A 22,281-nucleotide genomic window follows, 5' to 3' on the forward strand; every position below is an offset into this window, starting at 1 on the left:
ATCACCCCTTACTCATGATCCTCCTTTTCCTTCTGCTGAAGTCGTTGTAAGATGGAACCTTTTGTATAATTCCGGTTACCCGACGCTGCCATAGTCATCTCTTCTCTCTCTTCTTGCTTCTCTGCCGCTTGTTTTTGTTCAGGTACTTCTTGTAAAACAGGTGAAACTTGTTTTCCTTGCTCTTCTTCACTCACTTTTTCGGCTGCCGCTGCCACCAGTTTTGTTTTCATGAGGTGAACAGGTGTTTTCGGCTGTTGGGTAATCGGTGCTTTTCGCACCCGCTTTACCTTGCCGCCTTCATTCGGCACATATTCTTCACCTTTCAAATACGCTTGAATCAATAGATCCACTTCCGATTCATGAAATCCATTTTTGGAAGAAAGCTCTTTTGCTTTCTCATGAGTCAGTCGTTTCGCTTCGGCTCGTGCCGGTTTATTTTCAAAATCAACTTTCTGACCATCCGGAAAGTATAAATCCAGTGGAGGTGCTTCTACCAGGCATTGGACCGTTTGACTCACACCGTTAATCGTATCTTCGGTACGAATAGCCGCGACCAAGGTTGGAAGACTCTTAAACCGGGCTTCGGTATACATCGGCACATCTTTGCCGCCTACAGTCACTTTAAACGTCTCAGCTGCTTCTTTCGCGCCTTCCTTCCCTTGTTTACAAACAAAGAAATTCCCTTGGGCTTCTTTAAGAGCATCCCGAAAATCAGGGGTCAGCTGCGTTAAAGATTGCGTTAAGGTCCCGAGACTTAATCCCTTTTTCCGAGATTCCCGAATGATAAAAGGAAGAATCGAAGAAGGAAGCCTTGGTGCTTCATCAATCACAAACTGATGCAGCAACGGATCCCCGTTTTCGTCTCGTGTGTCTGCGACCCGATAATACAAGTACGTTAAAAACCCTCCAATTAAGGATGTGACTTGAGCATCTAAACCCCTGAAATCATATAAAACAATATGACCTTCATCAAGCCACTTCCGCACCGGAAAACCAAAATCTTTTTGGCCAAACATCCGCCGCAATAAAGGATTAGAGGTAAAGGTATCAAGCCGGTTAAATAAAGGGATTTTACTGATTTCGATTAAATCAGGTGCTTCATTACGCCAAAACTCCACAAGGTCGAAAGCTTCTGGAACCGTCTTTAATCGAGAAATGACACGTTCCCGGAATACATAATCATTGATAAGCTGCTTAACACCAAGAATCGTATGCGTTTCTCCCGGATCCATCACAAGGGAATGAACACAATTCCGGAGTAGGCGTTCTGCCTGTGGAGCAATTTGAAAGTTTTCCCGAATGATCCGCATAACCGAATCGGTCACCGTTTGATTCGTTTCTCCTGGAAGCTTCTGCAAAAGGTTCATCGCCGGAGGATATTCAGTATTTCGTAAGGCTATCCAATGGACCTTATCCCAATTCACCGTATGGCCATCTGCTTCCGCCTTCATTAACTGATTTAAAAGGGTCACAATCGTTTCGCCTGCTGGATCAATAAATGAAACGCCCGGTGAAAGGTCTTTCGTTAAAAACTCTTTAAAAAAACTCATCAGTAGTTTATTGACCAGAGACGATTTTCCGGATCCATTTAAACCAGTAGCAACAAAGTGTTTTCCTAATGAATCCGGACGTACACAAACCTCACGGTCTTTCACGAAAGGATGATAAAGATGACCAATCGAAATACCTCCCTCACTGCTCAAAACATTTTCTGGAAGTAATTCTGTCCCTCTTTCAGCATGGATCACCAGGTTAGAAAGATTATGCATCGTGTCATTTTTAAAATTCGGCAAATGAATGAGATTGGCCAACTCCGAACCAGTCCACACCATCCGATAAGGAAAAGAAGTTGGGAACCATTGCACGGATCGCCGCAATTTTTTATATCGCAGCTGATTAATGTCATTGACGATGGAGGCGATGGTATTCCCTACACTTTTTATCACCCGTACGCCAGGATGGTACTCAGAAGCCATCGACACTGTACAGTCAAAAGCCACCTCATTTCCGGAGTAGCGATGCTTTAAGCTCTTTAACTCTTGTTGTTCAAAGGTCGAACGCTCGCTAGCCTTCCCATCACTTTTAATGTCACTTTCAAGTTCTTCAATCGCTTTTCGGAGATTCCAGCCATCATTCGGACTGAATCCAACTTGTAGCCAGGTATCCCGCTCCATCATGGAAAGAACCGCTGGCAGCTGATCGCCTTTATACCGGGATAAAGGCAAGGACTTTTTCAAACTATTACTCTTTAGTTTTAACCGACCACCAACCGCTTTTTTACTTGGAATAGAAAGCTCTTCCACAGGAAAAAATTCAAGACGGGGATACACGGTCTTAAACGTAAACTTTAAAGTTTCCAAATAATCGCGTTCAGCACCAAGATAAAAACAATACTTCGTGCCTTCATTCTCGGTATTGCGATAGATCATAAAAGAAAACCATTCCCGCCCTTTAAAAAGCCGCTCAAACCATTTTCGTTTGGATCCGTGAATACGCCGCATTAAATTGGATAAATCCTCTTTGGAGGAACCATCATCCGCATGAGGCAACAACTGAATATACGTATAGGTCCGCTGAATCCTCAAAATATAAAACAAATAGCGAACGCCCCATAAAACGAGAAAAGTAATCAAAGCCATTAAAAACGCAGTCTGTGCCAATTCAATCCAACGCTGCACATCCTGCTCTGAAAATGGGAGCAGGGAAAGGACCCATTCCTTTTTCCATACACCAGTTGCTGTTCCAACCAAAAGCAAAAAAACAAAAGATCGCTTCGGGTGATCCAGCATCATATCGATAAAATCATTAAACAGATTGTCGCTAGATTTTTTATTTTCTTTCGGTTGCAATAGATCGCCTCCTCTACTCGACAGAAAAGCAGAAGGCAAGAGAGAGAGATCAAGTTGTCAAGGAACGTAAGTCTGGGATGTAAGAGCGTCTAAGCTGATTAAAAAAGAGGGTAATAGGTGTTGAACATTCAAGCGCGATTTCCGCCAGTTTGGCCGGGGGGGGGGGCCACCGGGGGGATAATCGATTTTGGACGAACTTGGAGCATCAAGAGCCGTCTGCTTACATCGGAACTCCTATTAAAAGTGTTTAATATGGAGTATCCTCAGTAAGAGAATCTTAAAAATTTCCCCTATTTCCATTATATACAAGAAAAGCATATGTATCAAGGTGTTAAACCTAATTTCATGGTATGTTTACCATAAAACACCAAAGACGCTACTTTTATACTGCTTTTAGTTGATAAAATTAGCATATATAATAGGCTATATTATGCATTAAATAATACATTAAACATCACCTAATATTATAGATTAATTATAATGTAAAATGAGATCGTGGAGATTGAACAGGTTGTAGTTTTGGGCCAAAATCATTAATTGATTTTGGCACTTTTTATGCCTGAAAAATCTAAAACAGGATAGAACTCAACCCTTTATTCCTGCTTATTCAACCCAATCAAACAGTAAAGGAGTCAACCCTTTTTCCCGTCTTTTACGAGCAACTTCACGGCGTCTAACTGCCGATTCCTCACGCTCCAATTCAAACAATTTTTCCTCAAGTAACCCTCGATCTACGACCTGCTTTTCCTGTAGCTGTTCTTCTAAATCGCATCCAATTGAAAGCAATTCGGCCATGTACAAGCCCTCAATACTTTCAACAAAACAAGCCAGTTCTTCAGCTCGATAGTTAGCAAGAAGCCCTTTTACCGTGCCATATAAATACTTGAAAAAGCTGTCTGAATCATTGAAATCCCCATCTAGGTTAGAACCCTTTTTAACCGCAGTAAGCTCGACAGCCTCACTCACAAGCTGCATATAGTCAACAGAACCAGCAATCGCCTTGTAAGGGATAGAATAAGCCTTAAACGCCAGTTGCACTTTCCCCCAGGCACCAAAGATAAACCGTCCATCCTTAAAACCTCTATTCCATAACGCACTAACAAAGCGATCAGGAACATTAGTAGGAATAGGCGCAAGTAAAGGAGAAGAAGAATACGTAACTATAGTCTTTGTGGGACTGTTCTTTAAAATAACACCAGCACCAACAGAAGAGAGTGCGGCCCCACCCACCACCTGATCTATAAATGTATTTGAATTGAGCCCATTTTCTTTAGGGGTGTCTTCCACCGCCTCAACAGAAGCTACAGAAGTCATTTCTACAACGTTTGATTGCTCCTGAATAGTTAGGGTCGTAACTTGACCTCGGCCTTTCCCTTCAACGATTTTAGCGATCTGACCGCTATTTACGAGGCGATCAATAACCCGTTTAAATGTGGAATAGGAAATGGTTTGTTTTTTGTTGGCCGAGGATCTGATTTCTTCAGCTAAATCCCGTTGAGAACCGGAAATAGAGCCACCACGAAACTGGATGTGAGCAATCACATCCTCTTCCCATTCGCTGTAATGACTGTATTTTCGTTCCGTACGGGGCTTAGCTTCTTCCCAAGTTTGATACGCAAATGGCATTCCGGAAAGCGTACAAATCCAATAGGAACTAGGCGCAGCCGGTGCACCTGGTTTAAACGCGCTCTTTACCTTACGTTTAATGTCAATTTGACACAAAGATGGCGTATTTTTAGTATTCCAGTCTTGCAGCTGCCCTTCAGTGTCCATCTCGTCATATCCTGCGACTTTAAAAGCCAAAGCAAGCGTATAGCAAGTGTTGTCTCGTTGTCCTTCCTCTACGCCGTTCAGAAGGTGCCGAATGGCCGGATGAGAAAGAAGGCTAGACGCATTCACGCAAATAGCCTTTCTTTCTTCCTCTTGCTCTTCCACTTGAATAGAGTACCAGTCACATAGACTATCAAAAGAAATACGAGCTTCGGATTGGAAAACCGTATTTTGTTCAGTCGGCATACGGAACCAGCGTTCAGCTCCTACTGCTTGAACATCCCCCTTTATGGCCGTAGCGATCAGGCGTTGAACGCGTTCATAATGCTTGATAACTGGCTTGAATGCGCGTTTAGGCGCTTCCAGGAACCAATGAACATGAAAACCACCAGAAGGAGTTTGAACGATTAAAGAAGGGGTTTCTAAGCCCGCAGCTGTCACCTGATCCAATACCTCCGGTACGGTTAAGCGTTCATTTTGTCCGTTCTTTACGTCAATATCAACAGACAAAGCATTGACCCATCGTAAAGTGGCTTGTTCCCGACTATCATTGCGATAGAACGTGTTAGGAGTGAAATATGTATAAGCTTCTGCCACGCTGTATAAAGAGTGGTATGTACGTATGGCTTTCGGTTTTTCATTGAAACGATTGCAAACAAACACCCATCCTAAATGGCTGCTGTAACCCGTTTGGCTCTTATCCTTTTTCTTTTTTGGTGCTTCGGATAGCTGATCCCTATAAATGCTTGTTAATGCGTTCATTGCATGATACACCTCCTAGAAATAAAAAAAGCTGGTGGGCTTCAAGCCCACCAGCTAATCTCGAAATCTAGGATTCTATGTAGCAAAAAAATGCCATATAATCATAGAAAATCATGCCTGTAACCAGTATTTCCCCTTGAAAAAAAGGCAATACTGATGGTATACTGTTTACATTAATGCACTATAAAATGTGCAACTTGTAAACAACAGGCATGACTTCGAGCTTAATTCGGTAAGCTTGAAGTTCAGACAGAACAGCGTCAATAACGCTGTTCTGTTTTTATTTGCCTAAAAATATGTATGTTAACGTTTACTTAATTGAATTGGTAAAGTTTTCATCTCTAATGATATAGGAAATCCAAACATTCGACAAGATTAAATTTAAAAACCACTTCTTCGACTCACTTTTATACCTCAAAAGAAACTGGTGCTTTTTGTTGAGTTAATTTTCGTAAAGTCATGTACCGAGTATAACCATCAACAAGTTTAAATCCATTTCTAGTGACTAGAATTGGTTTATCTATCATTTGGTGCTCCTTATAAAAAGCAATGATTTGTTCTATTTTCTCCTCTTTAGGTGGATTCTGCTTAAACTCCTGAGGAATTTTAATAGCATTCATCGGTATTATAGCAACTGTTCCTTCAGGATAAATTTGATCTTTCTTCAGTTTTTCGGGAATTAAGTTGATTGTAAAGGTAATTACCCCTATTTCCCCAGGACAATCCTCGATTGAAAAATCCAAATAAGGCTCTCCATCAACCACATACCTGTGTTGGTGAAATTCTCCTTGTGTGACTCCTAATTTATTAAACTGTTTTTGATTCATAAATACCGTATAGGTAATTTTTTTACTTTTAGGTAAGCCTTTTGGTGCATCCGCAGCCCCAGCTTCTTCTAAGTCAAACGAAAACCCTACTCGACTCTTCCGTAACTTACCGGTCGGCTTTCCCGTAAGCGAAATTAAATGCGGCATAAAAATTAACTCCTTTACATCAAACTTGTCACTTAGTATAGCATGACTATTATATTTCCCACTATTTTTTGGCGTCATTCTATATCAGTGTATTCACTTATTAATAATGTATACATAATAGATAATAACATATTACAGTTCCTTTAAAATGAGGATTTTTTACTGTATACACAAACTTGAAAATTAGGTTTTTAGATGATAATATAATAAAAACCGTATACACTAAAGGAGAGGTTACAATGAATATCTCACGTTTTAACGTAGACTTTGGAAACAGCATGTATATGAATCTAATCGATGGATATTATTTTGAAATCCCTACAAATGTAGTCGAGCTTTCAGAAGAAAAGGCAGCTGGGTATTTCACATCTAATATCGATGATCCAGAAGAGCTTTTAGAAAGACTTTTAATCTCTACTACAATCGAGGGAAAAGAACGTTTTTTCTTAGTTGGTGAAATTGCAGAAAAAGAAGTCTTAGGAAACAACCACATCAAGAAATTACATAATAAAGTTGAATCTCACATCCCTTTAGTTACATTCCTTGCAGCAACAGCTTATTACCAAGCTATTAAAGGTGAAAAAAGTGATAACGAAGTAACGATCGAATATTTTCAAACGATGCTGCCAATTTGGCTTCTGAAGAAATTAAACAAATTCAGTGAAATGCAAGAAAACATGGCCTCGCGCTTTTCCGGAGAACATCAAGTAAAAATTCTCACTTTCGGAATGGAAAAAGAAATCAAAATAGAAGTGAAGGCATCTAAATGTCGAGTTGAGTCTGAAGTTGCAAGGTGGGCAATTAAAAAGAATTTCGATCTCGAAGATAACAAGGAAGCTGAACAATTCAAAAATTATGATGTCGTATTAGTAGATTTAGGCGGAGGAACGGACGACCTAGTACTATTACCCGCCGGCTTAAAGGCTCCAAAAAACCGTGATTCTTTCGATTACTTCACGAATGTTCCATTCCTTAGCCATTTAGAGGACTTACGTAAAAGTAAGTTAATTGAGCACTTCGAAGAAGTAAGAGCGCTTGAAAAATTCATTTATACGAATATCAATAAATCAAAGCTTGAGCGCCGTGACGGAAACACAGGTAAAACATATGATCTAACGGATACGATAAAAAAATCATTGAAAGAATATGCAACCATTAAAATCACTCAAAGCGAAAGTGCGTTTCCAGCTCCAAAAGACAGCGTTTATAAATACGTCTATATTGGCGGTGTGGCTCCTGTGATCGAGGAAGCCATTCAAGAAGTAGCTGAAGAACGTTACGGCCGTGAGATCGCGGAAACAAATCACATCGTTCACCCTGAAGCACGAAAAGTAAATTTATTCGGCCTAGAAATTCTTAGCCGTGCTGAAGAAGCAAAAAGAAATCAATCCCAATCCGTTGGGTCTAGGTAAGAACAGATGGAACGAAAACCGGTTTTCAATTGTCGGACAAGTCAGATGTCCGATGAAATGTATAATTACGTTGAAAAACGCCTAAAGCAAATGCCGGATAAGTCTTTTCGATCTTATGCTTTTGAGTTGATTGAACGGGATATGAACGAAGATAAAGACAAAAAAACGATGTATGATTTAATGAAAGAAATGAAAGCACAAATGGAAAGAGAATTTAAAGAGCTCAGCAAAAAAATCGATCAAAAAATTTTTGCTGTGGCCAACGAGCAGCAAGCCATTCAATTTCAAGAAAAGCAGGATATAAAAGAAGGTGATCTAGCCACCGAGGAAGTAACTGGATCCATCGATGAGGAATATGATATAGATTTTTAATCCCTTTAATTGAAAAGCCTTTTTCAAAAGGGCTTTTCTCTTGCCCTTTTGCAGCTGCTACTTCTTCAATAAGTTTTTTCCCACTGCCTTTTCGGATTTCTTCCATTAGAAAGTTGTCTCTGCGTTCAATTGCGTTATTTAATTTTCTTCTCAAATACTCGAAACATTTTTTCCCGATCTTCTTCCACGGCTACCTCAACAGCTTGGCTCACAATCTCTTTTAATTCACGCCTTGTCAAACGCAATTCATCTGTCTGAACGCTTGGGTTTGCGAAGTGTTTTTCTTTGATAGATCCGTTGATACAACTACTTTTATAGCGTTTACAAACGGGACATGATCCCCTAACAACTTCTTCAACTCTCTGAACTTCTTAAAATCACGTTCATTACTTAACTAACAGGTTCTTTTTTGGGTGCTCTTTCTATTACTTTGATCACTCTTTTATATCGCTTTTGTGTCTCCTCAAATTCTTCTCGAAATGCCTGCATCACTAACACACGTGCTACACCATTTGCAGTACGAACTAAAACAATATCTCCTTGTTGAATTGGCTCTTTTCTCAAAAATTTAGGTATATGCCAATTGTACATTTTCTTGGTATATAATTTTATAATTCCGTCCTTTTTGCTCAAAACATGAAAAGCAGCTATCGTATTATTTTCCATCATTATCCCCCTTATTTCACATAATCATTTTTAGTTACCCTATTTCTACTTTCGATACTCATATAAAAAATCATTTTATTATAAGTTAAACTAATATGATATAGATTTATGTGAAAAGCCTTTTCCAAAAAGGCTTTTTTTCTTGCTCTTTTGCAGCTGCTACTTCTTCAATCAATTGCTTTTTTTCCTCTCGGACTTTCTGGATTTCTGCCATTAAAAAGTTATCCCGGCGCTCAATCGTATTATCAAGTTTCTTCTCAAACAGTTGAAACATGTTTTCTCGATCCCTTTTTATGGCCTCTTTTACAGATTGGGTCACAATCTCTTCTAATTCACGCCTTGATAAATGCAATTCATCCGTATAAACGTTAGGCGACTTTAAGGCATTTTTCTTTGATAAATCCGTTGATGAAACAGCTTTTACAGCGTCTACGAACGGAACCTGATTTCCTAGCATTTTCTTTAACTCCCTGAACGCCTTAAAATCGCGCTCATAGTAAATACGTTGGTCTTTGACATTACGTTGAAAGGTATATCCCTCTTTTTCTAATTCGATTGACCATCTCCTTAATGTTGAGGTTGTAATTTCAATATCTGCTGCAACGTCCTTCGCAAAATAACCAAATTCTTCAGCGTTTTTCACCGCGTTCACCTCTTTTCTTTATAGTAATAATTCGTCAGATGAGCCAAAAAACCTTTTCCGTTAAACTACTAATCCAACAGTAGCATTCATACCATATTTTTACATTTATTTAAAATACATGTTTTACACATACTAAAATGGGTGATGAAATGTATGATACAGCTTTTTATCAGAAATTCTTAAATACTGAATTTGGAATTGTATTTCTATTAGTAACTGGAATAGGCTTTAATATTTTATTGTGTTGGTGGTTCTGTAAAATAGATGATAAACAGAAAACAAACTCTCATGATATAGGTTCAGGTAGTTCTGAAGTTTCATCTGAGTCAAGTTCAAGTGGTACAGGTGAGGATTCAACAGCAACCAATGGTTCCAGTTCTTCTAATATTGGTTCAGGCAGTAGTTCTAATGGTTCTTCAAGTAGTTCAAGTAGTTCAAGTGGTGCTGGTGCGGTTGCAGTATCAGCCAATTCTTCTAGTTCTTCTAGTTCTTCTAGTTCTTCTAGTTCTTCCAATAGTAGTGGTTCTTCTTCAAAATAACGTGTCGCTGGAGGCGATTAACTTTTACTTAATGCGGGTACCACAACATCGCTATCAAATTTAAATTTTATCCACACTCAAAACGCAATTTTGGACTTCTTGTAGCATTTATCGTTTTGGGGATGACCTGTTTCATATGGCTGTCCCCCTAGGATATAAAAAGGTGGTATTGGATGAATAAGAGAATAGTCAAAGGGATTTTTGTAGCAGCTTCCACACTTTCGCTTTTTAATGGAGTGTTGATAGGTTTTCATCTTATGTTTTATCCAAATGTAGGTTTTCCTGAGTCGGAAGGCTGGAAGTCCATGCTTTTTTATTTTGGGTATGGCTTATGGTCACAGTATATCGCATTGCATTTTTTTAACGAACAAGGCGATCAAGAGGAAAGTAATTAAGTTGTTAAAACAAACCTTTCCCCTTCTTTTGGGGTGTGAAGGCTGTAACGTATGTTATTCGCTTTTGCTGGCAGGACCCAATAAGGGAAAGTTATGTTCAAAGAACCCTTGAAGATTTGGCCCGAATTCCTTATTGAATTCGGGTTGTTGTGCTGCACAGTTTGTGTCTTCACTTACCGAAAATCCGAGCAATGAATCCTTTTTTTAGTTTTTTTCTGCTTCTATTTCTGATTTAATAGCTTCTATTTCCTCCTTAGCAGCAGCCACTTCTTTTTTAGTGGATTCCATATTTTCCTTGGCCATTAATAAAAGCTGTTCGTCTTTCTGTTCCAGCTTCTTTACCACGGCAGCGGATACTTCAGAGACCATTTTATCTAAACGGTCAGTTAAACCTTTTATCTCGTTCTTCCTCATATTTAGACTTTTCGTAAACGTTCAACTAAAACGCGGATCAGTTCGGATTATTTTTCTATGGTTTTGTCTTGCTGGTCCATTCTAGCCGTTATATCTTGTTCAAAACGCGTTATGTCAGAGGGTAGTCTTGTATCGGAAGGAATTATACCTTTACTTTTATATATTGCTACAATAGACTTTGCAGCCGCTTTAAGGGTTATGCCCGAAAGCCTTTCTATTTGTTCCGTATCGTCCATAACGCTAAAACGTCTATACAACGTCTGAACATACGGATACCTGAACTCAATCACAACGAGTTTGATAGTATGATAGACAGACTTTCAACCTCATAATTTTCACAGGGGTTAGTCTGTCTACCAGCCGTATTCCTGTCCTCGAAGCCCGAGTATGAAAACCCTCAAAACCTAAGTCAAGCATTATCAGCTAAATAATGGAAAGATTGTTGGTATGATAAGAGGAAAAGATTTGGGATTGGCGAGATCAGGGAGGGAGAGAGTGTCAGCGTGGATGAAATAGATGTGAAAGTTAATCAAGTCATAAAGAAAAATAGAAGAGGCACTGAATACATCGAGGCTAATGGTGAAATTATCTCAAAGCGATGCAGTGGTTGTGGTGAAATGCTGGAGTTGGAACACTTCCCTAATTTAAAGGCAGGTTTAGGCGGTACGCGTAGCAAATGTAGACCATGTCTTGTTGAATATGGGAAAAGGTACAATGAGAAAAGACCTGTGTACACCAAAAGGTACTATAAGAAACATGGGGAACAGGTACGTGAACGTGCTAGGGAGTATTATGCTAAGAAAAACGGGAAGCTAAACACAAAATAACCCCGTACCAACTTTATTATTCTAGGAGGTTTCAGTATGTTGGTTCAAGGTACAAAGAACGGTATTTCTGGTTGGTTAAATTACTTCGATGGGGTACTAATTGGTGAAAAGATGCTTGTACAATGTATTCTAGAGGAATTGGCGGCTAATAAAGGCAACGCAGTCGGCGACATTATGTATTGTCCCTTAGACGGCAATCACTTGGCAGATCCGGTTTCCGTCCGGCTAATCATTGAAGAAATGCTTGATGAGTTCATATTCTTTGGAAAAGTGCCGGAGATTCCGCAGCTACCTCCTGGTTTCAAAGGGTAAATAAAAAATAACCCCTGCACCAGCTTATTTACAGCTAATACAGGGGCGGGCCTTCCTGAATATGTTTACTACTGTAACTTGGCATGTACAATAAGTATTCCCCTGCAAACCCACAGGGGCGGAGACATTTAGGTGTACTAAATACTGTACCGGGAACCCGAATTCTATTCATGGCAAAATAAAACCCCGTACTAGCCTTTAAGCTTAATACGGGGCCTGCAATCGTTGCTTGGTACGATTGGCAGAGCAAGCCGGATATCTTAATCCTCGTTTTGGGTATGTTCGGCTTGGCGATAGACACAAACTCGACAAAACTCGTAAGACAAGGGTAAAGGATGGAGATTTTTGGAGTGATTTTCTCTAAAAAATACTACCTGGCCCTTGCCTGGAGAATAGCTATTTCATTTTGTAACTTTAATTGGAGGTTTTTTCTTTTAAGGGGGCTTATATGAGTAAAGAAAATTATTGTTTGTATTGTCAGAGAAGATTCCCACAGATTGAATGGCTAAAACCTCTTCATAATTGGACTAATGGTGAGCTGGAAGGATATTATTGTGAGCAGCACCATTACCAGGTAAAAGCTTTCAATGACCGTCAAAAGAAAGCCTATGAAGATTACAAAAAAAATAAACAAGACCTTCACTAAAATGCGTTCTGGTTAGTTAGTATTTTTAAGGAATTTTTTTGTGTAAAATGCGTTTTAGAAAGGAGATGTTTTGATGGGTTTCGAAAAGATGTTTTCAAAAATCTTTTATAAAGAGGTATCTAAGTATGTAGATCAACGAGCAAAACAGAAGAAAAAAGACCGTGAAATCAATAAGATTCATACTGAAAAGCATCAACAAAATCAAAAAATTCACGATGAGAAAGTGAGGATTTTTCAAGATAAAATAGACATCGCAGATGATTACCTCCAAAAAGAAGTTAATATCCTATACGAATTTAAAAAGAACGAAGCAGTGATTGAAAGGTTCTTTACCAAAAATCATTGGTTGAAAAGTGTTCAACAAAGAAGTCCACGTGCTAATTTTTCTTTAATAACACTGACAACTTTTCAGAGAGAGGATCTATTAAAAAAATTACAATTAACGCCTAGGCTATATGTACAACAAGATCTCTATACTCTTGGAAAACCGACGAGAGATACAACACTTGAATTTATTATACTCAACACTCCCACCATCAAAAAGTTATCGGCATTACAAGACCTAAAAGGGTATCGTCTTTATATCACAACTCATATCGCTAGCAGAAAACAAGGAACTCGTACTATTTGTTTTGGTTTACTTATAAAAGATGATGCTAAACAACCATTTTGACTTTAAGCTATAAGGGCTCCTTTGTTCACTTTCCGAAAAGCCGAGCAATGAAGCCTTTTTTTTCTGTTTTTTCCGCCTCTCTTTCTGCTTTAATAGTTTCTATTTCCTCTTTAGCAGCAGCCACTTCTTTTTTAGTGGATTCCACTTCTTCCTTTGCCATTAATAAAAGCTGTTCTTCTTTCTTTTCCAGCTTTTTTACCACGGCAGCAGATACTTCAGCGACTATTTTATCTAATCGTTCATTAAACCTGTTATCTCGTTCTTCTTCATATTTTGATTTTTCGTTTAGACGTTCCATTAAAACGCGGATCAGTTCGGATTGTTTTTCTATGATTTTGTCTTGCTGGTCCATTCTAGCCGTTATATCTTGTTCAAAACGCGTTATGTCAGAGGTTAGGGTTGTATCGGAAGGAATTATACCTTTACTTTTATATATTGCTACAATCGACTTTTCAGCCGCTTCAAGGGTTATGCCAGGGCGGTTTCGCTGCTTTATAAGTTCTTTGAACATCATAATGTTTGTTCGGTATAATTACGGTTTCCTTTTTCGTCTTTATGGAAGGTATAGCCGTTTTGTTCCAGGAGCCGCGCATACTTGGTTACGGTTTGTCTTTCTATACTAGATAATCAGCTACTTCCCCCGGAGAATAAAGCCTTTCTATTTTTTCCGTATCGTCCATAACGGAAAAAAAACCTTTCCTCTTTGAATTACAATTAGGATTATAACATTATATCTAAAATGAATCTTTTCCTTCTTCTTATTGTGGATAGAAACATCCAAAACTTAAAATTGTTAGCCTTACTATAGGTTGCCTAATCAATAACAAAATGAGCAAATTTATGTATAAAATTTTTAAAAAGGACAACAATGAAAGTATATTACAATCCTAATAACAGAACTCCGCCTTTACCACTGTTTGAGAATAATATTCTAAAAGTTGACGACGCAATATGATACAAATGCCAAAAAGAATAATATAATTTTAGTTATCACTTTGATATTAGCGTTTTTTGTACCTTATAATTAATTTATAGAAAAAAGGCCTATGCACTTATCTAGTACATAGACCATTATCACGAATGGTGGTGATTAAATGGACAAAGATACAGTAATTGCGGTCTGCGCTCTTTTAACTGTTATTATCTCTATCATCAACTTAGCAGTTTAATTTTATGGCTTGAAGTGTTGAGGGACACTTTAAGCCTTTTTATTTATATTAATATTATGCGGTTTTTTCGTCATTTTTGCAATTTTAGTACTTATTCTTTACTTATTTTGCGGTTCTGGTGGGGTATCCCCCTTGCTACTAAACAGAATCGTCTAAAACTTTTAACTTTTAGACATTTGTAAAAAAAGGTGTACGTAAAATTTGATATTACAAAAATGTTACTGATATTTAAATAATTTTACAAATTGGTATATTATGTTACAATTGGAAATATATTAATAGATTAGAGGAGATGGTCTTATGAAAGTATTAAAAAGGAATGTCGTTGTGTTTTTTGTCTTGCTAATGGGGCTATCTTTTATTCCTATTTCCGCTGATGCAGCCGTCAGTAAGACATGGCCAGTCAGACCAGACAGCATTGGAGATTGGTCTGGCTGCACTATTGAGAACCATCAGGGTGGGACTATATCCATACGCCTCTTCCAACAGGGTATACATAGTGGTCAAAAAGCATATACAAAATGGACTTTAGAAAATGCTAATACTGGTAAGGTAGTGAGGACCCAATATGTGAACGGTGATTTTAACTCTACACTTAGCATGACTAGTATACCAGCAGGTGATTATACTCTGACATGGAGATCTGAGACTAATAATGATACAGAGGGTTGGTATTATGTTGTTAGCAACGGAGGTAGTATTTGGTAAGTAATATCTAAACTTGAAAATTTGTGACTATAAATAAAAAAGATGTATAGGCCACTTCAAATGTGGCTCTATACATCTTTTTTATTTATTTAGGTTTTTCCATTGAAGAAGCGATTTCAATTAGCTTTTCCTTAGATAGTCTTGAACTGAAAATTGTAATTACTGTTCCATCCTGTATCCAACTTAAAGTTCCACCTTGTACATCTTTTTCCTTTTCAGTTGGTGTTAAGGCATGAAAAACACCCAACATATCTTTAATCTTTACAGTTTCGCCATAATCATCTAATTCTTTGAAATCATTTTTTGCTTTAGTTTCGGTTATAGAAACTTTTAAAAACGTATCTGTTTTATCTAGATAATTCAAATGAACAAAATTTACTTTATTAGACTCATTTTCAGGGTTTTTAATTTCCAATACCCATTCTTTTGATATGTCTTCAGAAGGCAATAAAAGATTAAAATCAGTTGATTTTTTAATTTTGTTTAACTTAGCAATATTCTCTTTAGTTGAAAATTGAGCATCTGTAATTTGTGTTAAGCAAGTTAAAGCTATAATTAAAGATGAAAATAAGACAAAAAAATATTTCTTTTTTGATATTCGCATTAAACTCCTCCTGGACTAATTTTATATACCTTAGGATTCTTATAATTATTATTTTATATTCAACAAATCGTTTAAAAGCAAATAATAATGGCAATGGAACAATACTTTTTGTTACCTGGGCTATGTCTTTTTAATGTAAAATCACAGTAAGCAAATAAGGAGGAAACAACTATCATCTAAGTTGAGGTTCACACTATATTCATGCTTCTTCTCTGTATTGGTTCATTTCTTAAAAATTTCATAAAAAACAGTCATTAGGCTGTTTTTCTTTATACTTACTTTTCACCCTTTCTATCTTTTAGTACAATCTCCAGTTTATATAATGTATTAGTTATTTTCATATTTAGAAGATGCAACTTTTTAGCCTTTCCATTTTCCTGACACACCTTATAAGACGCATTTGTTGAAAATATATAACTTTTAGACGCCGTTTTTTTTGAAGCAGATGTAGCTTTGAAATAAAGATTGATCAAAATGAATTCTTTTCTTGTGATTTAGTAGCTGGATACCGCCATTGTTCGGTATAGCGTATTTCAGAGGGCGCATTTTTACTCAACACCACTCACCCCATCGATGGATGGTACATTGGCTTTTCCTATGTTCTACTTTAGACCCGTACGTTCGGAAGTTCGTCAGTCCCTTCTGGTGGAACATTCTCACCTTGTCTAGTTTTTCATCCATGCGGTCTATCCATCAGCATACCTTTTCCATAGGAATGGCTTCAGCCTTCGTTCAACCGAATCCACCTGTGCTTCATACCCCATGACCTGACAATCATGACGCACGCAGGAGTATTGATGGGATAGTTTCAGGAAACATAGTTCCATCATACCTATCCTCCGTTGTAAAGTTGAAGTTAATCAAGTAAACTTCCTGTATTTCACGCTACAAAGCGCTTATAACAGAACTTGTCGCGTACCCCTTTAGTAAAACAAGGGGGAAAAACTAAAAGATATACTACTTGCCTTTAAGGCAACCTAAACCACGTTTGTAAGGGACTATAGTTAAAACATAATCAGATGTTATTGGCATTGAAAAAGGATCTTCCCGACAGGAAGATCCTTTTTATGCTATTTATGTTTATAATACTTAGCTAACTCAACTTGAATACCTTCTATTTCATCGCTAATTAAATGAGGTGCTGTTCCACCGATATTTGGTGCGTCTATTTTTAATACAACTCTGTCCATCTTAAAATTCTCATCCGTTTTTCGTTCACCGACCATGATAAACATATCTAGTTCTATCCAACCTTCATATGTATCCTTACCTTTAGTGGATTTAAGTTTATCCATAAAATAAACCTCGTTTACCTTCATAGGGGTAACAAGCATTTCTCTCCCGTATTGATCTTTAACAATCTTGTTTAATTTCGGTTCAATAATAGCCGATAAAATGTCCTGTGTTGTGAAATACCCGTCTACTCTTTCTGGAATAGCTTCTTTTGCATTAGCAGTTACACTAGTGGAAAACACAATCATTGTTACAAAAGATAATATAATTAACTTTTTCATTAGAATCACCTCGTTTTTTTTGGATATTTTAGTTTTCCTTTATTTTAAAAGTTAATTCATCCTAAACATGGCCTTTAGACATGAATACTCTATAACATGGAGCTTCTGTTCATGCAAAGGTTGATGGCGGAAAAACTGCAATGGAATTAGCAATAGAACAAGGAAACAATCAAGTAGCTGAACAATTACGACAGTATGTTGAACCAGCCTAATACCTTAATAAAATTTCCCTTGTTTCACGAATGGACGCTTTAATTGAACAAGTAGCTAAAAGGATCTTCATTGGAAAATCCTTTTTTCAGTGCCAATAAGAATCATTGTGTAAATTAGATTTGTAATAAGAAGACTAATCAGTTCTGTGTTATTGTCATGAAATGCAGCAGTATGGTAGAGCTGTGTGACCGTTGCTATCAAATATATTCGTTTTAGCTTTATTATTTAAAAGTAGTTCAATGACTTCTAAATTCCGTTTTCCTGCACTTGCTGCATGAAGAGCTGTATTTGAAGGGATATATTCTATCTTAGAATGTGAAACGGCATTAAAATCTGCATTGTAATTTAATAGGACTAGTACACAATCCTTATTACCAAAATGCGACGCAAATCCAAGAGGAGTTAATCCTTGCTCATTTTCAGCATTCACTAAGGCTGGGTAAGAAATAATTGCTTTTTTCAATGCATTAGCATCATTTGTTTCGATAGCTTGAAATACTTCACTCACATTTGCACTCATATTAAATCCTCCATTAAAATTTTTGTATTTATACAATTTCTTTTCCCTAACAAAATTGCCTTTTTCTTTATACAATTATTTAAAATTTCGAATATTCAATTGAACAAAACCCCAAAATATCTTATGAATACTCTATACAAATCTAGGTTACATAAACATCGTTATAGAATCAGCTGGAAGATCCTTTTCGCTGCTTGTTCGTTAGTTCAACAGACTCTATTTTTCCTTTACGTTAACAATGATGCTTCCAATTCCTCACCAAAATGAACTTCTAATCGCCACAAACCTGTTTCTGGCAGCTTTATCGAAGAGGGCATTGTATGATCGGCTCCATAAAGTGGTGCTAATGATGATTGTCCTTGAGGAATTTCAAAAACGTTTAGTGATTCTCCTGATTTTTTACTTATACCAACAATCATTATTGGCTTTGTTAATGTTTCTTTATCTCCCCAAAACATCCAAAAGTATTTATTAGGTTTACCCACAATAAATGAATTATCAGGATCAGGTTGTTGTACTCCTAATTTTCCGTTATTTTCTATGCTAAAAACAAATTCACCTTTATCTCCTTTATCAGTAACAACGATTTCTCTGGTCAACGTCGGACTTACTTTCCAATCCTCTTGTTTTACTGTTTCTGTCTCATTCGAACAGCCCACTAAAACAAACAAAAATAAAAGAATACAAGAAGTAAACCATTTCAATATTCATCCCCCTTTTTCCCCATTTATAAAGACGATGTTTTTCTCTGCCTTTGTTAATTATTTCAACCAATTCACATACAATTCCTTTTTGACTAACCTCTCTCTTTATTCCAATATCCTCAAGTATCAAATGAATACTCTATACAAATCTAGTTAACATAATACTAATTCCTATTTTTGTTTGTACTTGAAATACATCCAAATCATCTCCTTACTTATTATGTCGCCCGAACTACCATATATGTCGCACAAATTACTGTTTTCGGACGCCTAATAGATAATAAGAACGACTTAACGTTTTCGCGCACCTTACCATGTATGCCGCGTAACTTGCCATTTTCGGACGTTTCTTTTCATAATAAGAAGAAGGAAAAGAATCTCTTTCAATAGAATGTTATAATTCTAATTGTAATTTAAAGTGAAAGGGGGATTTTTAACGTTATGGACGATACGGAACAAATAGAAAGGCTTTATTCTCCTGGAGAAGTCGCGGATTATCTAGGTATAGAAAGGCAAACCGTAACCAAGTATGCGCGGCTGCTGGAACAAAACGGCTATACCTTCCATAAAGACGAAAAAGGAAATAGAAATTATACCGATTCAAACATTATGATGTTCAAAGAACTTATAAAGCAACGGAACCGCCCTGGCATAACCCTTGAAGGGGCCGCAAAGTCAATTGTAACAATATATAAAAGTAAAGGTATAATTCCTTCCGATACAACCCTAACCTCTGACATAACGCGTTTTGAACAAGATATTACAGATAGAATGGACCAGCAAGACAAAACCATAGAAAAACAATCCGAATTGATCCGTGTTTTAGTGGAACGTTTAAACGAAAAATCTAAATACGAAGAAGAACGAGATAAAAGGTTTAATGAACGGTTAGACAAAATAGTCGCTGAAGTATCCGCTGCTGTGGTAAAGAAGCTGGAACAGAAAGACGAACAGCTTTTATTAATGGCCAAGGAAGAAGTGGAATCCACTAAAAAAGAAGTGGCTGCTGCTGTGGAGGAAATAGAAACTATTAAAGCAGAAAGAGAAGCAGAAAAAACAGAAAAAAAAGGCTTCATTGCTCGACTTTTCGGAAAGTGAACAATGACGCCCTTATTTTGTTTTATTATATTCCTCATACGCTTTCTTTTGACGGTCATTGAAAGCTTTAACTTGATAATAATGCTGCTCACAAAAATATCCTTCAAGATCCACATTGGTCCAACTATAAAGAGGTTTTAGCCATTCAACCTGTGGGAATCTTCTCTGACAATACAAGCAATATTTTTCTAAACTCATATAAACTCTCCCTTAAATGGTTTAAAGAAACCCCCGGTTCTCGTTACAAAACAAAAATTGCTATTCTCCAGGAAAGGGCCAGGTAGTATTTTTCAGAGAAAATTACTCCAAAAATCCCCACTCTTTACCCTTGCCTTACGAATTTTGTCGCGTTTGTGTCTGTCCATTATCTTCTATAGAGAGCATTAGTTAATGAACCAATGAAGGAGGAAAAAACGGTTGCTGTAGAATGTTATAATCCTAATTGTAATTAAAAGAAATGGTATTTATAACGTATAAACAGTATAGATCAAATAGAAAGGCTTTATTCTCCTGGGGAAGTCACAGATTATATAGGTATAGAAAGACAAACCGTAACCAAGTATGGAACAAAACGGCTATAACTTCAAGAAAGACGAAAAAGGGAACCGTACTTATACCGATTCAAACATTATGATGTTCAAAAAACTTATAAAGCAACGGAACCGCCCTGGCATAACCCTTGAATCTGCCGCAAAGTCAATTGTAGTAATATATGAAAGTAATTCTGTATTCCCTACCGATACACTTATACCCTCTGATATAACGCGTCTTGAACGAGCTGTAACGGATAGAATGGACCAACAAAACAAAACCATAGAAAAGCAATCCGAATTGATCCGCGTTTTAATGGAGCGTCTTAAAAAAAATCTAAATATGAAAAAGAACGAGATAAAAAGTTTAATGAACGATTAGATAAAATAGTCGCTGAAGTCTCGCAGCGGTGATAAAACAACTGGATCAAAAGAAAATCATTGCTCATAAACCTTAATAAAATCTCCATTTTCATTGTGTAACTATTTTTCCGAGAATAGTTACTTTTTTTATGTCATGATTTAGTCGTACTGTGAGCTATAAGTTTGTTTCTTGAATAACCATCAATTGTAAAAGCCATATTAATCAATAGCCAAAGTTCCATAAACTTACATTTCCCACTACTAAAAACAACTTTATCCAAAGCCAACCTGTTGATAATTTCATAAACGCAATTATTTGTTCCAAAAGTGTCCTTTTCTGAACACATCACTGTTCTAATACCTAAAATTTTCAAACGTACAAATTTGAAAATTCTGTACGAATTCCTTCTTGGATTCGGGTTGTTGTGCTGCACTATACATCACACATCAATTAGTAAGAAGTTCTACAATGTTTCTTAATATTTGATAATCACCGGATTTAATCTGACTCATAATGTCTTTGAATCGTAAAGTTAAAAATTCTTCCACATCCAAATGAAGGTCAGGATAAAGCTCGTGCAAATCATGAAGAAGTACTTCCCCTCTAAGTACATGTTGCTTTTCTATTTTTACACTTATATACGTATATTCCTCTTTCTTTGTATTTCTTTTTTTGAAATGCTGTTTTAAATCCTCTATATTTAATTCTTTTTTCTCCTGAAGGTAATGGTTAATTTCAAGGTCTGAATCGATCTCATCTTTTTGAATACTTCTAATCCATTTAGCCAATGTGTCAAGATTCATTCCTCGATCAATTTGACGAAGGAAATCTAAATAGAACATATAAATTAATTCCTCTAAAGTAAAAATATTATCTACTTCATCCTCAATAATCTCGTTAATGGTCCCTACGAAAACCTGTGCGCGCTTTAAATCGTAAAGAGGAACCTTTATATTCAACCGAGCATGCTTTGACTCAAACAATCGGTGTATGAGACTACCGGCATGATCGATAACACCATTATTTATTAGGTCTAAACGGCTGTACTTTCTCACGCGTTAAATGCCCCCCTTTCTCGATATAACGTAATACAGAGAATACGACCCCGTGAAGAGTTTTCCTTTCGGATACATTCCATTCAATAGAGAGACTAGTCAACAACCCTTTTTCAATTTGATTTGGTTTAACCGTTTTATGTGTTTCCGTGTTCTTGTATGTAGAGGGTTTCCCTAATATTTCAGGATGTCTTAATCCAAACCTGACAAGCATTGTGAAAAATTGTGTGATACTTTCTGCTTGTAATTCGTTTTTTAAAGACTGATACAACCGCCTGAATTGCCTATTTTCATCTTCAGTCACAGGAAATTTCATGGGAGCAGATTTATCAAATCTTGTTTTTCGATCACCAGAAGAGCTTTTAGAATGAACATTTGAAGGTTTTTTTAAGGGTTCCTTGTTTGGATCTATCAATAATGGAGCAATCGGTTTGTGTTTCATCTTCCTTCCCCCCGCTTCTGTTTTATAAATAAATTAGTAATTTCCGAGAATCACAATCCCATAATTCTACTCAATTTAATGTATGAGGTAGGGGGGAGGAGTAGAC

Annotated in this window: 25 protein-coding genes; 10 read left to right on the top strand and 15 right to left on the bottom strand. The window is 37.0% G+C overall.

Going from position 1 to position 22,281, the window contains the following annotated elements; translation table 11 throughout:
- Nucleotides 1–8: 8 nt before the first annotated feature.
- The 3 genes from MHB45_RS27520 to MHB45_RS27530 all read right to left on the bottom strand — a co-directional run bounded on the left by MHB45_RS27520 (nt 9) and on the right by MHB45_RS27530 (nt 6,355).
- A complete protein-coding gene (locus MHB45_RS27520; protein ID WP_048682589.1) occupies nt 9–2,849 on the bottom strand; it encodes a hypothetical protein in 2,841 nt (946 codons plus the stop codon).
- A 603-nt stretch (nt 2,850–3,452) separates the two neighbouring features.
- Nucleotides 3,453–5,381, bottom strand: a complete 1,929-nt coding sequence (locus tag MHB45_RS27525; RefSeq protein WP_048682586.1) for a primase C-terminal domain-containing protein — start codon at nt 5,379–5,381, stop codon at nt 3,453–3,455.
- 407 nt (nt 5,382–5,788) lie between these two features.
- The gene (locus MHB45_RS27530; RefSeq protein ID WP_048682583.1) at nt 5,789–6,355 is read right to left on the bottom strand and encodes a hypothetical protein; all 567 of its coding nucleotides are present in this window, start codon (nt 6,353–6,355) and stop codon (nt 5,789–5,791) included.
- A 239-nt stretch (nt 6,356–6,594) separates the two neighbouring features.
- Here MHB45_RS27530 and MHB45_RS27535 point away from each other — a divergent pair, with 239 nt between their 5' ends.
- Nucleotides 6,595–7,767 carry an Alp7A family actin-like protein gene (locus tag MHB45_RS27535; protein ID WP_048682580.1) on the top strand — a complete coding sequence of 391 codons (1,173 nt, stop codon included), beginning with the start codon at nt 6,595–6,597 and terminating at the stop codon, nt 7,765–7,767.
- A gap of 6 nt (nt 7,768–7,773) precedes the next feature.
- Entirely contained in the window at nt 7,774–8,139 is a 366-nt protein-coding gene (locus MHB45_RS27540; RefSeq protein ID WP_048682577.1) for a hypothetical protein, read from the top strand.
- A gap of 390 nt (nt 8,140–8,529) precedes the next feature.
- Here MHB45_RS27540 and MHB45_RS27545 read toward each other — a convergent pair whose 3' ends face one another.
- Complete coding sequence (locus MHB45_RS27545; protein ID WP_226990441.1) at nt 8,530–8,805, bottom strand: DUF5839 family protein; 276 nt, start codon at nt 8,803–8,805, stop codon at nt 8,530–8,532.
- A 106-nt stretch (nt 8,806–8,911) separates the two neighbouring features.
- Nucleotides 8,912–9,448, bottom strand: coding sequence for a DUF3967 domain-containing protein (locus MHB45_RS27550; RefSeq protein ID WP_048682569.1), 537 nt, complete (start codon nt 9,446–9,448; stop codon nt 8,912–8,914).
- Between the two features lie 149 nt (nt 9,449–9,597).
- On the opposite strand from MHB45_RS27550, the gene MHB45_RS27555 reads away from it, so the two are divergent.
- Both MHB45_RS27555 and MHB45_RS27560 read left to right on the top strand, forming a co-directional pair.
- On the top strand, nt 9,598–9,987 hold the full coding sequence (locus tag MHB45_RS27555) for a hypothetical protein (protein ID WP_142398518.1): 390 nt from the start codon (nt 9,598–9,600) through the stop codon (nt 9,985–9,987).
- A 173-nt stretch (nt 9,988–10,160) separates the two neighbouring features.
- On the top strand, nt 10,161–10,382 hold the full coding sequence (locus MHB45_RS27560) for a hypothetical protein (protein ID WP_048682563.1): 222 nt from the start codon (nt 10,161–10,163) through the stop codon (nt 10,380–10,382).
- Between the two features lie 204 nt (nt 10,383–10,586).
- Here MHB45_RS27560 and MHB45_RS27565 read toward each other — a convergent pair whose 3' ends face one another.
- A complete protein-coding gene (locus MHB45_RS27565) occupies nt 10,587–10,796 on the bottom strand; it encodes a hypothetical protein (protein WP_048682560.1) in 210 nt (69 codons plus the stop codon).
- Nucleotides 10,797–11,299: 503 nt separating this feature from the next.
- Between MHB45_RS27565 and MHB45_RS27570 the strand changes: the two genes are divergently transcribed.
- The 4 genes from MHB45_RS27570 to MHB45_RS27585 all read left to right on the top strand — a co-directional run bounded on the left by MHB45_RS27570 (nt 11,300) and on the right by MHB45_RS27585 (nt 13,254).
- A complete protein-coding gene (locus MHB45_RS27570; RefSeq protein WP_048682552.1) occupies nt 11,300–11,623 on the top strand; it encodes a hypothetical protein in 324 nt (107 codons plus the stop codon).
- Between the two features lie 36 nt (nt 11,624–11,659).
- On the top strand, nt 11,660–11,935 hold the full coding sequence (locus tag MHB45_RS27575; protein ID WP_338567196.1) for a hypothetical protein: 276 nt from the start codon (nt 11,660–11,662) through the stop codon (nt 11,933–11,935).
- 448 nt (nt 11,936–12,383) lie between these two features.
- Nucleotides 12,384–12,581 carry a hypothetical protein gene (locus tag MHB45_RS27580; RefSeq protein WP_048682545.1) on the top strand — a complete coding sequence of 66 codons (198 nt, stop codon included), beginning with the start codon at nt 12,384–12,386 and terminating at the stop codon, nt 12,579–12,581.
- Between the two features lie 73 nt (nt 12,582–12,654).
- Nucleotides 12,655–13,254: a hypothetical protein gene (locus MHB45_RS27585; RefSeq protein ID WP_048682538.1), complete on the top strand. Its 600-nt coding sequence runs from the start codon at nt 12,655–12,657 to the stop codon at nt 13,252–13,254.
- Between the two features lie 25 nt (nt 13,255–13,279).
- Here MHB45_RS27585 and MHB45_RS27590 read toward each other — a convergent pair whose 3' ends face one another.
- Nucleotides 13,280–13,765: a hypothetical protein gene (locus MHB45_RS27590; RefSeq protein ID WP_048682536.1), complete on the bottom strand. Its 486-nt coding sequence runs from the start codon at nt 13,763–13,765 to the stop codon at nt 13,280–13,282.
- A gap of 958 nt (nt 13,766–14,723) precedes the next feature.
- Here MHB45_RS27590 and MHB45_RS27595 point away from each other — a divergent pair.
- Entirely contained in the window at nt 14,724–15,131 is a 408-nt protein-coding gene (locus MHB45_RS27595) for a hypothetical protein (RefSeq protein ID WP_048682532.1), read from the top strand.
- Between the two features lie 85 nt (nt 15,132–15,216).
- On the opposite strand, the gene MHB45_RS27600 is transcribed toward MHB45_RS27595, so the two are convergent.
- From MHB45_RS27600 to MHB45_RS27620, 5 genes are all read right to left on the bottom strand, one after another.
- The gene (locus MHB45_RS27600) at nt 15,217–15,735 is read right to left on the bottom strand and encodes a DUF4367 domain-containing protein (protein WP_053087382.1); all 519 of its coding nucleotides are present in this window, start codon (nt 15,733–15,735) and stop codon (nt 15,217–15,219) included.
- A gap of 686 nt (nt 15,736–16,421) precedes the next feature.
- Complete coding sequence (locus tag MHB45_RS27605; protein ID WP_153246113.1) at nt 16,422–16,565, bottom strand: hypothetical protein; 144 nt, start codon at nt 16,563–16,565, stop codon at nt 16,422–16,424.
- 240 nt (nt 16,566–16,805) lie between these two features.
- Nucleotides 16,806–17,249, bottom strand: coding sequence for a hypothetical protein (locus MHB45_RS27610; RefSeq protein ID WP_048682525.1), 444 nt, complete (start codon nt 17,247–17,249; stop codon nt 16,806–16,808).
- A gap of 367 nt (nt 17,250–17,616) precedes the next feature.
- The gene (locus MHB45_RS27615; RefSeq protein WP_053087381.1) at nt 17,617–17,982 is read right to left on the bottom strand and encodes an ankyrin repeat domain-containing protein; all 366 of its coding nucleotides are present in this window, start codon (nt 17,980–17,982) and stop codon (nt 17,617–17,619) included.
- Between the two features lie 227 nt (nt 17,983–18,209).
- On the bottom strand, nt 18,210–18,686 hold the full coding sequence (locus tag MHB45_RS27620) for a hypothetical protein (RefSeq protein ID WP_048682521.1): 477 nt from the start codon (nt 18,684–18,686) through the stop codon (nt 18,210–18,212).
- A 441-nt stretch (nt 18,687–19,127) separates the two neighbouring features.
- On the opposite strand from MHB45_RS27620, the gene MHB45_RS27625 reads away from it, so the two are divergent.
- On the top strand, nt 19,128–19,784 hold the full coding sequence (locus tag MHB45_RS27625) for a MerR family transcriptional regulator (protein WP_048682517.1): 657 nt from the start codon (nt 19,128–19,130) through the stop codon (nt 19,782–19,784).
- A 12-nt stretch (nt 19,785–19,796) separates the two neighbouring features.
- Here MHB45_RS27625 and MHB45_RS27630 read toward each other — a convergent pair whose 3' ends face one another.
- The 3 genes from MHB45_RS27630 to MHB45_RS27640 all read right to left on the bottom strand — a co-directional run bounded on the left by MHB45_RS27630 (nt 19,797) and on the right by MHB45_RS27640 (nt 22,175).
- Nucleotides 19,797–19,982: a hypothetical protein gene (locus MHB45_RS27630; RefSeq protein ID WP_048682513.1), complete on the bottom strand. Its 186-nt coding sequence runs from the start codon at nt 19,980–19,982 to the stop codon at nt 19,797–19,799.
- Nucleotides 19,983–21,124: 1,142 nt separating this feature from the next.
- The gene (locus MHB45_RS27635; protein ID WP_048682507.1) at nt 21,125–21,733 is read right to left on the bottom strand and encodes a hypothetical protein; all 609 of its coding nucleotides are present in this window, start codon (nt 21,731–21,733) and stop codon (nt 21,125–21,127) included.
- Nucleotides 21,699–22,175: a hypothetical protein gene (locus MHB45_RS27640; protein WP_048682504.1), complete on the bottom strand. Its 477-nt coding sequence runs from the start codon at nt 22,173–22,175 to the stop codon at nt 21,699–21,701. Before MHB45_RS27640 ends, MHB45_RS27635 begins: the two co-directional genes overlap by 35 nt.
- Between the last annotated feature and the right edge of the window lie 106 nt (nt 22,176–22,281).

The sequence above is a fragment of the Peribacillus sp. FSL K6-5616 genome, assembly GCF_038008245.1.
In the GTDB taxonomy this organism is placed as follows: Bacteria; Bacillota; Bacilli; order Bacillales; family DSM-1321; genus Peribacillus; species Peribacillus frigoritolerans.